This window comes from Bacillus sp. FSL K6-1218, from assembly GCF_038006445.1.
Classification (GTDB): Bacteria; Bacillota; Bacilli; order Bacillales; family Bacillaceae_G; genus Bacillus_A; species Bacillus_A thuringiensis_S.
In genome coordinates, this window is sequence record NZ_JBBOVE010000001.1 from 1,797,065 (window position 1) to 1,813,156 (window position 16,092).

Below are 16,092 nucleotides of genomic sequence, written 5' to 3' on the forward strand. Positions count from 1 at the left end.
GTTTCATCTGCTTTTGCTCAAACTGAAAACTACTTCTTTAATTAGAAGTAAAATGCATTCAAAGGAGATATGCCAATGAATTTCTGGGAAGTTGTTTTGATAGTTGTGAATTTTAGTCTATTAAGTTGGATACTGTTAGTAGGAAGAGAAACGAAAAAGTGGTCTAAATTAGCTACTTTGGTTGCCGTTGTAATGGTTACAGTTCAGCTATTGGCAGAAGGTTTTAGATGGCAGATGATTCCGGCATATGTATCCCCAGTTATCTTAATTTTATGCTATTTATTAACTGTGCGGAAAAAGGGCTTTAGAAGTTGGGGTATATTCATAGTTAAGGCTTCGTTGCTATGTATCTATTTGTCTGTAGCAGTTGCGCTACCTTTACTTATGCCAGTATTTTCATTTGAAGAACCAACTGGTCCACATAAGGTCGGTACGAAGGTATATCATTGGGTTGATTATCAGAGAAATGAACCATATTCGAAAAATCCAACCGATCGACGCGAATTGATGGTGCAAATTTGGTATCCTGCCGCTGAAAAAAGTAAGGGGGATCGAGAACCTTATATTCGTAACATAAATGAGCTCTCCAAGGGATTGGAAAAAACATTGTCTATTCCTGCATTTGCATTCAGCCACATGGAATTGGTAAAGTCTCATTCGTTTATGGATTTACAACTCTCAGACTCAGAGAATCACTATCCCATATTACTTTTCTCTCATGGTTTTAATGGTTTTCGTTATCAAAACACGTTTCAAGTTGAGGAGTTGGCTAGTCAAGGGTATATTGTTCTAAGTATCGATCATACCTTTGATGCTGCAGCTACTGTCTTTCCAGATGGTCGAACTGCTTACGTACAGCCCATCAATTTAACGGATGAAGGGGATAGCCACATAAAATTATGGGAGGAAGATGTCAGCTTTGTCCTTAATCAGATAGAGAAACTTAACCAAAACGATGAGACCAGCTTCTTTACAGGAAGACTGGATACATCGCGAATTGGAATGTTTGGTCACTCTTACGGTGGAGCTACCGCAGCACAAATACTTGCAAAAGATTCTCGTGTCAAAGCAGCTATCAATATGGATGGTACATTGTATGGAGAGATTTTTCCAGAAAGTGGAATCGGAAAACCGTTTCTGCTTATGAGTGCAGAAGAGCCTGATGAAGCAGATCCCTATGAAGTGAGGGAGCGATACGGACGTGGGTTAGCTGGTGGTGGTATGTCAATGGTCATTCCTCATACGGATCATACAAGCTTCACTGATTTACATTTGTTTTCCCCTGTGTTGCAGAGCCCAGGTGAAAATCCAAAGGAAGTTCATCGTATTATCAACGAATTCAGCCTGGCATTTTTTGATCAGTATGTAAAACAGAAGGATGACGGCTCCACCCTTAAAAGGCTGATGACCAAATACCCGGAAGTGAATTTTAAAGTAAACCGATAACTTTATGCAGAAAGTAAAACGTACCATTTCCTTTGGCTTTTGTATTTATTGCATTAAAGAATTTAATTTCTTCATCGTTATCTAAATAATGAAATGCTAAAAATGAAACATTCAAAGTACTATCAGTTTCAGTAATATAATTCTTTTTGAAAAGCTACATTCAGCAGCTGGACACTTTATTTTAGATTGTTTATTATAATATCAAATGATATATTTATCTATCAAAAAATGACTACTTTATACAGAAAAAAGGAGAGATTGACGATGAAGAAAGACTTGTCAGCGTTGAAGGAAGCGAGATTTAATGCAATTCTTGATTCAGCTACTATATTGCTTGTTGAAAATCCTACTGCTTCGATGAATGAAATTGCGGAATATGCGGGAATTGGAATTGCTACACTCCATCGCTACGTCGAAAGCAGGGAGAAATTGATGCTGTTCTTGGGCCATCGGGCTATCCAACTGGTAAGTGATACTGTAAACCAGATTCCACTGGATGAGGAAAGAAGTGAAAACTATATCCCGGAACTCATTGAAGCGTTAATCCCTTTAGGTGACAAAATCTATTTTCTAGGTCATGATGCATCTGTATTTAACAACAAAGAATTAGGTGAAGCAGAAGAGAAGCTGAGGGAACCCTTACGACGCGTTATTGAACTGTTACAACAAAGAGGTTACTTTCAGCAAACAGTTAGCAGCGAATGGATTTTGAATACGCTTTATGCTCTGCTTTTCCATACCTGGGAACAGGTACATGAAGGAAATGTGGCTAAAAAATCTGCTGCAGAGCTTGTTTTAAATACATTTTATTATGGTTTCAAAGCTAAGGATGAATTGAGAGGGAAGTGAACTGATTCAAATCCATGATAATTAATATTAATAATATAGAAAGTGAAAAGGAGCAATAGGAAATGAATCAAATCTCTATTGTAAAGGCTGTTCATCAATCCATGGTCGGCGCCCAGCTAAATGTAATGGCATTGGAATACATGGCGTTTCCACTTGCAGGATCTGAGGAAAAGAACACAGTCGATTGGACATTTTGTAAGCTATGGCGGCAGGAGAACAACCGTTTTAGTCATCAATACGCCTATGAAGCTCAAATGGACGGGAAAACTTTAGGGATGATTACTTGCTATCCCATACCCGTTTTAAATCGTCTTGCCTGGCCCACTTTTAAACAGCTGCTTTCGTTCCGAAAGCTGGGTTTTGTTGTTTATAACATTCTGAATATCAAAATGCTTTATTCCATGTTTACCTTGAAGGAGGGAGAAGATGACGAGTTTCACATCGGAACAATTGCCTTACTGCCCGAAAGTCGAGGACTAGGGATAGGTACCAGACTAATTGAGTTTGCTGAGGAACAAGCTTCGCTGCAAGGCTTTGCCAAATGCTCTCTGACGGTAAAGAAAGAGAACCAACTTGCCATTAAATTGTATCAGAGGATAGGCTACCAGATTACAGGTGAAATCAATAAACCAAAGTTATCGTTGTACAGAATGGTCAAAAACGTAGAACCTTACAACCATTTATAAAAAATTTGTACAGTATTAGAGGGTACCAGCACATGCCCATAAGCTTAAGGATTCAAAATTACCCCAAAGTAAAAAATGTACATTTTGTACAAGTTAACACAAAATTTTAGCTTGATAGTGATGGGATGAGGCCTCTATATAAAAAAACACAGTTTACACTCAAACTGTGTTTTTTCGACGTATAATGCTTTATCAACATCTCTTTTTATTCTTTAAAATCTGTAACAGAACCAGGCCCCTCCTCAAAGTATAAATTCCAAGGGAGGAACCGTTTTTTAATTTACTTATATACGTACAGCTGTACCACTTACAGCAACCATTAACATTCCATCACGTACAACTTCGTAATCTACGTCAATACCAACGATAGCGTTCGCACCTTTTTGTTTTGCAAGTTCTTTCATTTCGTCCATCGCAATATCACGAGCGTCTTTTAGCTTACTTTCATAAGCACCAGCACGGCCACCGACAACATCACGAACTGAAGCGAATAAATCGCGGACAATGTTTGCACCCATAATAGCTTCACCATTTACAATATCAATATACTCAATAATTTCTTTACCTTGAATTCCAGACGTTGTTGTTACAATCATGACTGACACTCTCCTAATAAGTTGTAGTTTTGATAAGATTTCTTATGCCTTAGAAAAAGTGGTTCTGGTGCCAAAAATACTCGATAGAAACATAGAGTATTTTTGCATCAAAACCTTTAATTACATATGTCTTGTTATGACATATGTAATTGAATAAAAGTAATAGAATTATTTAACATATGTATCCCCATAACATATGCAATGGATCTCTTAGAAATAAGATAAGCCGCAGTAAGTATCACTGAGCCAGGTAAATAAATAGCAATATCCGAAAGCTGGTTCGTATGAAGAACTGTAAAAATTATAATCGAAATGATAGATGCAATAGCAGTACCAATATAATGTGAAAAACGATTTAATATTATATGACGAAACACAATTTCTTCAAGCAATGGCCCTAGAATACCCAATACTAGCAATGTAAAAATAAGAGGTATCCCCGTACCTGTTTCAAGGAGCTGTTCTTGGTTCTCTGGCTGATCAGTTGCTAGAAAATGCATAACAGACTGTTCCACAATTACCGTAAATAAAACCACCATAGGAATACTTACTATTTTCAAAATTGTTTTCTCTTTAAAATAAGTAAAACTTTCAATAATTTCTTTCCTAAAGAAAATTATTCCTACAATAGCAGGTACAGTCAAACCGATGGCACTAAGAGCAAATTCTGATTCAACTAAATTGCTGTTAGTTAAAAGTGATAGGCCAAATAATATGAACAAGCCAATTTGAAGTAGTGCAAACATTGTATAAACTATTAGCATAATAATTTCTTTTTTATTCATTTTTATAAAGTTCACTTTATTGCCCCTGTAATTAAATTACCTATTATCTTTGATTTTTCTTTCTGCATAACGTTCTCCTTCTAAATATATTTATATAAAGATTACAAACCGAACGGTTCGGTCTGAATCGAAATCTAATAATACTACAAGTTTCTAGTTTTTTAAACCTTTTTTACAAAGTATTAACAAAATCCAAATGGTAAAAAGCAAATATATTTATATCTCAGTTGCTTTGTTACAATTTAATTCCAATAATGATTAATCTTTTATAGAATGTAGTGAGAGTGGGGTAGTTTAAACACTTTAGCTAAACATATTAATCAAAATTATATATAATAATCATATGTCTATACGTTAAAATTAACTATATATTTTTACACCTGCTACGAAGTTAGGTGAAAGTAGTTGTATAACAGGACTGAATTGAATAATTGGTCGTGTTAATTTTGACAGAAAATTCATTTGAATGATATAGATAATACAATTTGATTAATCTCTTTTCAAACTGTATTGTTTGAGGTTCACATAATATAGGGGTTGATAAGATATTTTTGTTCCAAACTTCTTTATACTTACAAAAAAATTCAAGAAAATAGATGGTAAATATCACCTGGAATATTAAGCTCGTTTTTATTAGGAGGATTACAAAGCATGACTAAAGTTGATAAGGTTAAAGAAAAAATTATTGAAACATCTTTATATTTATTTAATACTAATGGGATAACTCGCACATCCATCCAGGATATAATGACAGCTACTGAACTACCTAAAGGATCTATTTATCGTAGATTCAAAAGTAAAGAAGAAATTGTCCTTGCTGCCTACGACAAAAGTGGTGAGATTATGTGGAGTCATTTTCATAAAGCAATGGAAAATAAAAAGACAGCAATCGATAAAATCCTTGCAATATTCCTTGTATATCAAGATGCAGCTAATAATCCTCCTATTGCTGGAGGCTGTCCATTACTTAATAGCGCAATTGAAAGTACTGGAGTATTTCCAGAATTACAAAAAGCAGCAGCAAAAGGTTATGATGATACAGTAATGTTAATGGCTTCTCTCATAAAAGAAGGAATAGAGAAACAAGAACTTAAAGAAGATATAGAGGTTATATCACTCGCTTCCTTTCTTGCATCTTCAATGGAGGGGGCTATTATGGCAAGTCGAGTATCTAACGATAATATACACCATCATTATTTTATTGAACAAATAAAACATCATCTTTTCACTTATTCTAAATAAGTGGGAACTTGCATTGTTTTCATCCAATTTTTATAAAATTAAATTGAATAAATACCCCTTATAACCAGTATCTTCTGTTTATAAGGGGTATTTGAATAGTTTTTAGCAAAGGTAGTTTTTAGACGATGTTTCATGTTTCTTATTGAACGGTTTCATTGTATATAATAAGTGGAATAAAAGTTCAGTTAGATAAAATTCGGTAGTCGAATTTTTTTGCATAAAGCTGTATAATGCTTGTAACGAAAGGGAAATACAGGAAGGGATTTGTAATGAGTTACTATGGAAAAAGATAAACAACAATTAAGCGTTGAAGTTGCAAGATTATATTATCAATCAGATTATAGTCAGCAAGAAATTGCTAACAAATTAAATATTTCAAGACCGACGATTTCTAGATTGTTAAAGTACGCGAAAGAAAAAGGGTTTGTTCAAATTAGCATCGCCGATCCATTTGCGGATTTAGATAACGTTGGGAATTTACTGAAAGAAAAGTACAACTTGTTAGAGGCACATGTTGTGTTTTCTCCAGTGCCGGAATATGCAACGATTACAGAGTATATTAGTAAATATGCAGCTGAGTATATGGAAAAGACAGTTAAAACTGGTGATATCGTTGGTGTAAGCTGGGGAATGACAATGTATGAAATCGCTAGAAAAATCGTACCGCAACATGTAAAAGGGGTAGAGGTTGTCCAGCTAAAAGGTGGCATTAGTCACTCGAGTGTAAATACATATGCGAATGAGACGATAGCTTTATTTGCAGATGCTTTTCAAACGACGCCAAGAAATCTACCTCTTCCAGTTATATTTGATAATGCTGTGACAAAAGAATTAGTAGAGCAGGATCGACATATTCATCACATTATCGAAATGGGGAAGCAAGCGAATATTGCAATTTTTACTGTAGGAACAGTGCGAGATGAAGCGCTATTATTCCGATTAGGTTATTTCGATAAGGAGGAAACAAGTTTACTCAAAAAACAATCGGTCGGTGACATTTGTTCACGTTTCTTTGATGGAGACGGAAATATTAGTAGTGAAGAAATTAATAAGCGGACCATTGGAATTGAGTTAGAGGAACTGAAATTAAAGAAACGCTCTATTTTAGTTGCAGGTGGTAATAGAAAAATAAAAGCAATTGATGGTGCGTTACGTGGCGGGTATGCAAATGTATTAATTATCGATCAGCATACAGCAAAAGAATTGTTACATTATCAAAAAGATTAGAAATAAAAGGCGTTCTCAAAATGTTAATTTTGAGAACGCCTTTTATTTTGTTATGTATGAATGATAGGTGTTTTTTTTTGAACACAAATTGCCTTCTTAAAAATAATTATGGATATGGAGATACATACTACCATTGTTAATATAAAAGTTTTGATTTTAAATAGGAAATGTTTCTTAGTTAGAATGAGCTTTACTTACTACAGGAAAATTCCTTTTTAAAAAGAATGAACAAAATTTCAAAAGTGTATTTACATTTGTTCAACTAAGAGTTAGAATGAAGTTGTTAAAAGATATGAGGAGTGAAGATAATGAACATTGCAAAGTTAATTGACCATACAATTTTAAAAGCTAATACTACTAAAGAAGATGTTATGAAAGTAATCGAAGAAGCAAAGGAATATAAATTCGCTTCTGTTTGTATTAACCCAACATGGGTAAAATTAGCGGCTGATGAACTAGCTGGACATGATGTAGACGTTTGTACTGTAATCGGTTTCCCATTAGGAGCAAGCACTACTGAAACAAAAGCATTTGAAACAAAAGATGCTATCGCAAAAGGTGCAACTGAAGTTGATATGGTAATCAACGTAGGCGCTTTAAAAGATGGCGACAACGAACTTGTTGAAAAAGATATTTATGAAGTAGTACAAGCAGCAAAAGGAAAAGCTCTTGTAAAAGTAATCATTGAAACTTGCCTATTAACAGATGAAGAAAAAGTACGCGCTTGTGAATTATCAGTAAAAGCTGGTGCTGACTTCGTAAAAACTTCAACTGGATTCTCAACTGGCGGAGCAACTGCTGAAGATATCGCATTAATGCGTAAAACAGTAGGACCAAACGTTGGTGTAAAAGCATCTGGCGGTGTTCGTACACGTGAAGATGCAGACAAAATGGTAGCTGCTGGAGCTTCTCGCGTTGGAGCAAGTGCTAGTATTGCAATCGTATTAAATGATGCAAAAGGTGCTACAGATAACTACTAATCGATAAAAGGTTAAAGCAATAGATATACGTTTAAAGTATATCTATTGCTTTAACAATTGAAAAAAATGTAAGCGGATACGAATGGGAGGAAACGGCTTATGAAATACTTAATCGGTGTTTTTGGCCTCGTATTGATTTTAGGTATCGCTTGGCTTGCTAGTAATGATAGAAAGAAAGTCAAATATCGTCCAATCATAACGATGGTTATATTACAATTCATTTTGGGGTTTCTATTATTAAATACAAGTGTAGGGAATATATTAATTAGCGGAATAGCAGATGGTTTTGGAGAGCTATTAAAATATGCCGCTGACGGTGTGAATTTCGTATTTGGTGGATTAGTAAATCAAAAAGAGTTTTCGTTCTTTTTAAGTGTATTAATGCCAATCGTATTTATATCAGCCTTAATAGGTATTTTGCAACATATTAAAGTATTACCTATTATTGTGAAATCTATCGGTCTAGCATTAAGTAAAGTAAATGGAATGGGGAAACTAGAATCATATAACGCTGTTGCATCTGCGATTTTAGGACAATCTGAAGTATTTATTTCAGTTAAGAAACAACTAGGGTTATTGCCAGAGAAAAGAATGTATACATTATGTGCATCAGCAATGTCTACAGTTTCTATGTCTATTGTTGGATCATATATGGTGTTATTAAAACCACAATATGTTGTAACCGCTTTAGTGCTTAACTTATTCGGTGGCTTCATCATTGCTTCTATCATTAACCCATATGAAGTTACTGAGGAAGAAGATATGTTAGAAGTACAAGAAGAAGAGAAGAAGACTTTCTTTGAAGTATTAGGGGAATACATTATTGATGGATTTAAAGTTGCGATTACAGTAGCAGCTATGTTAATTGGTTTCGTAGCTCTTATCGCATTCATTAATGCAGTATTTAAAGGTGTAATCGGTATTTCATTCCAAGAAATTCTTGGTTATGTATTTGCACCATTTGCATTTATTATGGGTGTTCCATGGCATGAAGCAGTTAATGCCGGAAATATTATGGCAACAAAATTAGTATCAAATGAATTTGTCGCTATGACAGATTTAGCACAAGGAAACTTTAATTTTTCAGATAGAACGACAGCGATTATATCTGTATTCTTAGTTTCATTTGCAAACTTCTCTTCAATTGGGATTATTGCAGGGGCAGTTAAGAGCTTAAATGAAAAGCAAGGGAATGTAGTCGCAAGATTTGGTTTGAAATTACTATTCGGTGCAACGTTAGTAAGTTTCTTATCAGCAACAATCGTTGGCTTATTATTTTAATAGATTCATATAATATAAAAAGGAATGGTGATTGTAATGAGAATGGTAGATATTATCGCAAAAAAACGTGACGGCAAAGAATTAACGACTGAAGAAATCAAATTCTTTATTAATGGATATACAGACGGAAGTATTCCTGATTATCAAGTGAGTGCACTTGCAATGGCAATCTTCTTTAAAGATATGACGGACCGCGAACGTGCAGATTTAACGATGGCGATGGTTGAGTCTGGAGAAACGATCGACTTATCAGCAATTGAAGGAATTAAAGTAGACAAACATTCAACTGGCGGTGTTGGTGATACAACAACTTTAGTATTAGGACCATTAGTTGCTGCTTTAGATGTACCAGTAGCAAAAATGTCTGGTCGTGGTTTAGGACATACTGGCGGAACAATTGATAAATTAGAGGCGGTAGAAGGATTCCACGTTGAAATTACGAAAGAGCAGTTCATCGATATTGTAAACCGTGACAAAGTAGCTGTTATTGGACAAACAGGAAACTTAACGCCTGCAGATAAAAAGATTTATGCATTACGTGACGTAACAGGAACTGTTAACTCAATTCCTTTAATCGCAAGTTCAATTATGAGTAAAAAAATTGCAGCTGGCGCTGACGCAATCGTACTTGATGTAAAAACAGGTGCTGGTGCATTTATGAAAACAGAAGAAGATGCAAAAGAATTAGCACATGCAATGGTACGTATCGGAAATAATGTAGGACGTCAAACAATGGCGGTTATTTCAGATATGTCACAACCTCTTGGATTTGCGATTGGTAATGCTCTAGAAGTGAAAGAAGCAATTGATACGTTACAAGGTGAAGGTCCAGAAGATCTAACAGAATTAGTACTTGTATTAGGAAGTCAAATGGTCGTACTTGCGAAAAAAGCAAATACGTTAGAAGAAGCTCGTGAAATGCTAATTGAAGTGATGAAAAACGGAAAAGCAACTGAGAAATTTAAAGAGTTCTTAAGCAATCAAGGCGGAGATAGCTCAATTGTAGACAATCCAGAAAAAATGCCACAAGCTAAGTATGTAATTGATGTACCTGCAAAAACTTCAGGTGTTATTTCTAACATTGTTGCAGATGAGATTGGTATTGCAGCTATGTTACTTGGTGCAGGTCGTGCAACGAAGGAAGATGAAATTGATTTAGCAGTAGGTTTAATGTTACGCAAAAAAGTTGGCGATGCAGTAAAAGAAGGCGAGCCGTTCGTAACGATCTACGCAAATCGTGAAAATGTGGAAGATGTAAAAGCAAAAATTTATGAGAACATCTCTATCGCTGAAACAGCAGTGGCTCCTAAATTAGTTCATACAGTTATTACTGACTAATGATGATTTCATTTACTTTGAGGGGGAAATAATATGGATAAGAAAAAATATATCGAAGAAGCAAACAAGATGTTATCGAAAGCGTATATTCCGTATTCTAAATTTCCTGTTGGCGCAGCGTTAGTTACGAAAGAAGGGAAAATCTATACTGGTTGTAATATAGAAAATGCTTCTTACGGTTTATGTAACTGTGCAGAAAGAACAGCAATATTTAAAGCAGTATCAGAAGGTGAGCGCGATTTTAGTTACTTAGTTATTACAGGAGAAACTGATGGACCGATTTCACCATGTGGTGCGTGTAGACAAGTAATTGCTGAATTCTGTGATTCGAAAATGCCTGTATTACTAACGAATGTAAAAGGTGATGAAAAAGAAGTAACTGTTGAGCAATTACTACCTGGTGCTTTTACAAATGACGATTTAAAATAAGTTAAAAGCCATTTTGCAATATTAATTGTAAAATGGCTTTTTTGTTTGAAAATTGAATGTAATATTTTGTTCATATTCCGTTCATAAACTTTGCGTAAAATAAGTGCAGCGAATATGGAAAGTTTACAGCAGGAGGAATATAATGAAGAAATTCTATAATGGTGCTTGTAGTTACTTATTAATTTATGATTTTGCTCAAAAAGTCATTTAAATAGATAGGAGTGGAAAGTATGATAGCACTTTTATCAAGTGTCGTAGCAGTTTGTATGGCTGTTGGAGTAATGTTTCTACGTTTTAAAGCAGCGAAAAAGCCGGTAACGAAAAAGAAAATTATATTACCACCAATTTTTATGAGTACAGGCGCGATGATGTACTTTTTACCAGAGTTTCGATTAACATCGTTAGAAATAGTCGAGGCAATTAGTATAGGGCTTATTTTCTCTATTTTTCTTATTAAAACAACTAAGTTCGAAATAAAAGGCGAACATATATTTATGAAACCGTCAAAAGCATTCATATTTATTTTAGTAGGCTTATTAGCTGTACGCGTGGCATTAAAGTCATATTTAAGCCAATCAATTGATTTGGCAGAGTTAAGCGGAATGTTTTTCTTACTTGCATTTGCGATGATTGTGTCGTGGAGAATTGCGATGTATCGCTCGTTTACTAAATTAGAAAAGACAATAAACAGAGCTGGAATTTCTATATAGGAAATCCAGCTCTGTTTATGTTTTATTGAAATTCTTTAGCGCGGAACTCATTTGCTTAATTTTAAACGTATTTGAGCATCTTGTAATGAAACTGGTGTAACGTTAAGACCATTAGGATCAACAATTTTTGTATTTAATAAAATGGAATCTAGGCTTCCACGAAATGTTTCTGTATAGTTTTGACGCAACATTTGTTGTTCTTGTTTTTCATCAACTGTTAATCCAGATGTTCTTTCTTTTTTTGATAATTCGTTAATACGGAATAAAATGTTTTGCATTTTGTTCACCTCTTGTTTTAAATTAAATTAGTAACTTACTAATTTATAGTTATTTTAACTTGTTTAGTTGTTTGTGTCAATACTATCTAAAAATAAGTTAAAAATTGACGAAAAATTATAACAATAATAGAATGAAGTGTATTGAATAATTAGTTTCACAATTATACATAAAACGCTAGGGGGATTATTATGAAATCAACATTTTTTGCTCAAAATAGAGAAAGACTAACGAAAACATTACCTGATGAATCCATTACGATTTTATTTGCGGGACAAGCACCGCATATGTCAGCTGATGCACATTATAAATTTGTACCGAATCGTAATTTTTACTACTTAACGGGAATCGATGAACCAAATGTTATTTTTATGCTGAAAAAGTTTGGGAATAGTGTAGAAGAGACACTTTTCATTGAAAAGTCAGATCCAGTAATGGAAAAATGGGTTGGGAAAACAGTTTCTAGCGAAGAAGCAGAGGGAATTTCAGGTATAAAGAAAGTTGTATATTTAGATAGCTTTGAAAAGACAATGTCAAATATACTCTTTACAGAAAATGCGAAGCATCTATATTTAGATATAGAAAGTCGTGAGTGGAATGGTACGGAGACAAAAACATTAGCATTTGCTAAACATGTAAGAGAAAAATACCCACACGTAACAATTGGTAATGTATATCCGAACATTTGTGAATTACGAGTATTTAAAACAGAAGAAGAAATTGAAATTATTAAAGAAGCGATTGCTATAACGAAAGACGGTATTTACAACGTACTTAAGCATGCAAAAGCAGGCATGATGGAGTATGAATTAGAAGCACAATTTGATTTTACACTGAAATCATCTGGCATTAAGCACCATGCGTTCAATACAATTTTGGCGAGTGGGAAAAATGCTACAGTTCTTCATTATGAAGATAATGATGCACAAATTCAAAATGGTGACTTAGTATTACTAGATTTAGGTGCTCAAAAAGACTACTATAACGCTGATATTAGTTATACATTCCCGGCAAATGGAACATTCTCTAGTCTTCAAAAACAAATGTATAATATTGTATTAAAAGCATTAAAAGAAACAACAGCGCTTATTAAGCCAGGATTAAAGTTCGCTGCATTAAATGAGCATACAAAAAAGGTACTGGCAGAAGAGTGTAAAGCAATTGGTTTAATTCAAGAAGATGAAGAGTTATCAAAATACTATTATCATGGTGTCAGCCATTTCCTCGGTTTAGATACACATGATGTAGGAATATATAAAGATAGAGTATTAGAAGAAGGTATGGTTATTACGATAGAACCAGGTCTTTATATTGAGGAAGAGTCAATCGGTATTCGAATAGAAGATGATATTCTTGTAACGAAAGACGGGTATGAAAACTTGTCAAAAGATATTATTAGAGAAGTTGAAGAAATTGAAGAATTTATGAGTGTAAATAATGAACATGTAAAAGGAAACCAAGCTGTAGTTAAATAATAAAAAAGTCATCACTAATTTATTTGAACTTTATCTCGAATCGTGGACAATTAAAAAATCCAGGATTCGGGATAGGGTTCTTTTTATCTTCGAAATACTAATCTTTAATTATTAATCCTAATAAAGTTGCAAACTGAACAGCTTGATATGTTGATACTTTACATCCTTTTAAATCGTTCACTGAAACTGTAAGTGTATCAAAGTTAGAAGAACTAATATCTATCCCCTTCAGTGATGTCTGATCAAAATTAGCTTCGTCAAGACTACATAATTGGAATTCAACTTTTTTTAGTTTACAGTCAAAAAAATCTGCATTATTTAATGAAGTTTCATTAAATATAATTTTTTCTAGTTTAGAATTTCCAAATGCTGCTAAATTCAAAATTGAATTCTCAAATTTAATATTTCCTAAGCTAGATTCTGCAAAATTAACCCCGATTAATTTACTGTTTTTAAATTCGACTCTATGAACAGAAGAATTGCTTAAATTAACATTTGATAAATCGCAGTTTTCAAAACAAACATCTGTAATATCAATATTGCTAAAGTCTGTATTAGTGAATTTACAATTCTTTATCACTGCATCATACAATCGCACTCTATCTACAGATTCATTTTCGAAAATGGAGTCTATAATTTCACACACTTCCAATGTTGGATCTTCTTCATAAAAAATATCTTGAAAATTCTTTGAAGATAACTCTGGTGAGATTTTTGGTCTATCAATTTTCATCGTATATCAATCCTCTTCTATTTGATATATTTGTGTAATTTGAGTCTATTGTCTTCTTGTAAGGAACATTAGTTCTTATTATACAAAAATGTAAGTTCTTTTGTGAAGAGCATTTTAGCTACATTTTTCTTATTTAATAATAGTAGTGTTATTGTTTCTTAAGAAATAACGTCAAAACAAATATGAGAACGGCTAATATAGTCGCTACAAGGAAAATATTTTGTATTCCTAAAATATTCGCCTCTTGTAAAGTCTCCGTTTTTAGTGATTTTCCAATTAAGTTACGTAAGATCTAATTACATCTCCTTATTTTCTTGAAAATCAACTTCTATAATGATTTTGAAAAAGAAAAAGGAGGGATTTTCCATGAAGCGATTTGTATTAACAGCTGTTACAGTCTCTGTAATATTTTTAATTGCTGCCTGTTCTGTGACGACAAATACAACAAATGATCATAAAAATATGAATGATAAAAAAACACTACAGACTGAAACAGCTACAACACCATTGAAGGTTGAAAAAGGACCAGAAGTTACTTTAATTGCGAAAGAAGAAAAACAAAAATTAAGTAACGGTGTTATTGTTCCAGTCTGGACATTTAATGGCTCATCTCCTGGTCCAGAAATTCGGGTGAAAAAAGGTGAAAAGGTGAAAGTGACATTAAAAAATGAATTATCTGCACCAGTATCTATTCATTGGCATGGATATCCTGTCCCAAATAACATGGATGGAATTCCAGGCGTGACACAAGATGCAGTTGAACCAGGAAAAAGTTTCACTTACGAATTTGAAGCGAACGTACCAGGAACGTACTGGTATCACTCGCATCAAGATTCTGTAAATCAATTGGATAGAGGTTTGTATGGAGCGCTCATTGTAGAAGATACAAAGGAAAAATATGATAAAGATTACACACTAATGTTGGATGAATGGGTTACAGATAAAGAAGAAATGAATAAGCAGTTAAAAGAAATGACAAAAGGGCAAATAGGTAATAAATCTAAAGGTAATGAAAATGAGGAAAAGAATGATGATAAGAACGGCATGGATCATTCTGGTATGGACGTGGGCAGTGATCAAAAAGACTCTAGTAATATGGAAGGAATGGACCATGGAAATATGAAGATGGAAGGTCATGATATGAGTATGTATGATTTATTCACAATCAATGGAAAAAGCGGTGATTTAGTAGTGCCATTGAAAGTGAATAAGGGAGATAAAGTTCGTTTTCGACTCGTTAATGCTGGTTATCTATCACATGATATACATGTTCACGGTCATGATATAAAAGTAATTGCGACAGATGGTCAACCAATAAACAATCCAAAAGTTATAAAGGATAAAGTAATTTCAATCGCACCGGGCGAACGTTATGATATTGAATTTACTGCTAATAATCCTGGGAAATGGTATGTTGAAGACCATTCGAAAAATAAAGGTGCAAAAGGAATGAAAGCTGTTATTGAGTATGATGGCAGCAAAGAGATGAAAGATAAAGCAGACGAAAAAGAAAAACTACCGAAAGTAGATATAACGAAATATGGTGCTAAAAAATTAGGTAGTTTCACGTTAAATCAAGAGTATACTGCCACATATAATATGGACTTAAATACGCAAATGAATGGAAATGAAATGGTATATACAATTAATGGAAATGTATTTCCGGATATTGATCCAATTCAAGTGAAAAAGGGTGATTTAGTAAAAGTGAAATTGGTAAATCGCTCTAAAATGGATGATCACCCAATGCATTTACACGGGCACTTCTTTCAGGTGTTGAGTAAAGATGGAAAACCGATAAAAGGTTCTCCAATTGTAAAAGATACATTGAACGTAAAACTGGGTGAAGAATATGAAGTAGCCTTTGTAGCAGACAATCCGGGTGAGTGGATGTTCCACTGTCACGACCTACATCATGCTTCAGCAGGGATGGTAACGGAAGTGAACTATACAGATTATAAATCTGACTATGTTCCAAACCAAAACATTCCTAATAAGCCAGAATAATAGGAAGCAGTTATCCTATGGATAGCTGCTTA

Annotated in this window: 16 protein-coding genes; 12 read left to right on the top strand and 4 right to left on the bottom strand. The window is 33.9% G+C overall.

All coding sequences use genetic code 11. The features are described 5' to 3' along the window. The first annotated feature begins 75 nt into the window (after positions 1–75). From MHI26_RS09375 to MHI26_RS09385, 3 genes are all read left to right on the top strand, one after another. Complete coding sequence (locus MHI26_RS09375; protein ID WP_061667510.1) at positions 76–1,446, top strand: alpha/beta hydrolase family protein; 1,371 nt, start codon at positions 76–78, stop codon at positions 1,444–1,446. Between the two features lie 264 nt (positions 1,447–1,710). Next, complete coding sequence (locus MHI26_RS09380) at positions 1,711–2,295, top strand: TetR/AcrR family transcriptional regulator (RefSeq protein ID WP_000710981.1); 585 nt, start codon at positions 1,711–1,713, stop codon at positions 2,293–2,295. 62 nt (positions 2,296–2,357) lie between these two features. Further along, complete coding sequence (locus tag MHI26_RS09385) at positions 2,358–2,981, top strand: GNAT family N-acetyltransferase (RefSeq protein WP_001071935.1); 624 nt, start codon at positions 2,358–2,360, stop codon at positions 2,979–2,981. Between the two features lie 284 nt (positions 2,982–3,265). Here the strand turns inward: MHI26_RS09385 and MHI26_RS09390 are convergent, their stop codons facing one another. Further along, positions 3,266–3,577, bottom strand: coding sequence for a heavy metal-binding domain-containing protein (locus MHI26_RS09390; RefSeq protein WP_000637505.1), 312 nt, complete (start codon positions 3,575–3,577; stop codon positions 3,266–3,268). Positions 3,578–3,711: 134 nt separating this feature from the next. After that, positions 3,712–4,377, bottom strand: a complete 666-nt coding sequence (locus tag MHI26_RS09395) for a CPBP family intramembrane glutamic endopeptidase (protein WP_061667509.1) — start codon at positions 4,375–4,377, stop codon at positions 3,712–3,714. 636 nt (positions 4,378–5,013) lie between these two features. Between MHI26_RS09395 and MHI26_RS09400 the strand changes: the two genes are divergently transcribed. The 7 genes from MHI26_RS09400 (at position 5,014) to MHI26_RS09430 (ending at position 11,569) form a co-directional block, all read left to right on the top strand. Continuing rightward, positions 5,014–5,604 carry a TetR/AcrR family transcriptional regulator gene (locus MHI26_RS09400; protein ID WP_000169651.1) on the top strand — a complete coding sequence of 197 codons (591 nt, stop codon included), beginning with the start codon at positions 5,014–5,016 and terminating at the stop codon, positions 5,602–5,604. A 279-nt stretch (positions 5,605–5,883) separates the two neighbouring features. After that, a complete protein-coding gene (locus MHI26_RS09405) occupies positions 5,884–6,831 on the top strand; it encodes a sugar-binding transcriptional regulator (RefSeq protein WP_000409790.1) in 948 nt (315 codons plus the stop codon). Between the two features lie 308 nt (positions 6,832–7,139). Next, a complete protein-coding gene (gene deoC, locus MHI26_RS09410) occupies positions 7,140–7,811 on the top strand; it encodes a deoxyribose-phosphate aldolase (RefSeq protein WP_061667508.1) in 672 nt (223 codons plus the stop codon). A gap of 99 nt (positions 7,812–7,910) precedes the next feature. Beyond that, positions 7,911–9,092, top strand: coding sequence for a NupC/NupG family nucleoside CNT transporter (locus tag MHI26_RS09415; protein WP_000876186.1), 1,182 nt, complete (start codon positions 7,911–7,913; stop codon positions 9,090–9,092). A 36-nt stretch (positions 9,093–9,128) separates the two neighbouring features. Further along, a complete protein-coding gene (locus MHI26_RS09420; protein ID WP_061667507.1) occupies positions 9,129–10,430 on the top strand; it encodes a pyrimidine-nucleoside phosphorylase in 1,302 nt (433 codons plus the stop codon). Between the two features lie 33 nt (positions 10,431–10,463). Beyond that, positions 10,464–10,859 carry a cytidine deaminase gene (locus MHI26_RS09425; RefSeq protein ID WP_061667506.1) on the top strand — a complete coding sequence of 132 codons (396 nt, stop codon included), beginning with the start codon at positions 10,464–10,466 and terminating at the stop codon, positions 10,857–10,859. Between the two features lie 230 nt (positions 10,860–11,089). Then, the gene (locus MHI26_RS09430; protein ID WP_000561074.1) at positions 11,090–11,569 is read left to right on the top strand and encodes a CcdC family protein; all 480 of its coding nucleotides are present in this window, start codon (positions 11,090–11,092) and stop codon (positions 11,567–11,569) included. Between the two features lie 47 nt (positions 11,570–11,616). Here MHI26_RS09430 and MHI26_RS09435 read toward each other — a convergent pair whose 3' ends face one another. Beyond that, positions 11,617–11,847, bottom strand: coding sequence for a DUF896 domain-containing protein (locus MHI26_RS09435; protein ID WP_061667505.1), 231 nt, complete (start codon positions 11,845–11,847; stop codon positions 11,617–11,619). Positions 11,848–12,036: 189 nt separating this feature from the next. Between MHI26_RS09435 and MHI26_RS09440 the strand changes: the two genes are divergently transcribed. Continuing rightward, the gene (locus tag MHI26_RS09440; RefSeq protein WP_061667504.1) at positions 12,037–13,320 is read left to right on the top strand and encodes an aminopeptidase P family protein; all 1,284 of its coding nucleotides are present in this window, start codon (positions 12,037–12,039) and stop codon (positions 13,318–13,320) included. Between the two features lie 97 nt (positions 13,321–13,417). Here MHI26_RS09440 and MHI26_RS09445 read toward each other — a convergent pair whose 3' ends face one another. Then, complete coding sequence (locus tag MHI26_RS09445; RefSeq protein ID WP_061667503.1) at positions 13,418–14,053, bottom strand: pentapeptide repeat-containing protein; 636 nt, start codon at positions 14,051–14,053, stop codon at positions 13,418–13,420. A gap of 366 nt (positions 14,054–14,419) precedes the next feature. On the opposite strand from MHI26_RS09445, the gene MHI26_RS09450 reads away from it, so the two are divergent. Further along, entirely contained in the window at positions 14,420–16,060 is a 1,641-nt protein-coding gene (locus tag MHI26_RS09450) for a multicopper oxidase family protein (RefSeq protein ID WP_061667502.1), read from the top strand. The last annotated feature ends 32 nt before the right edge of the window (positions 16,061–16,092 follow it).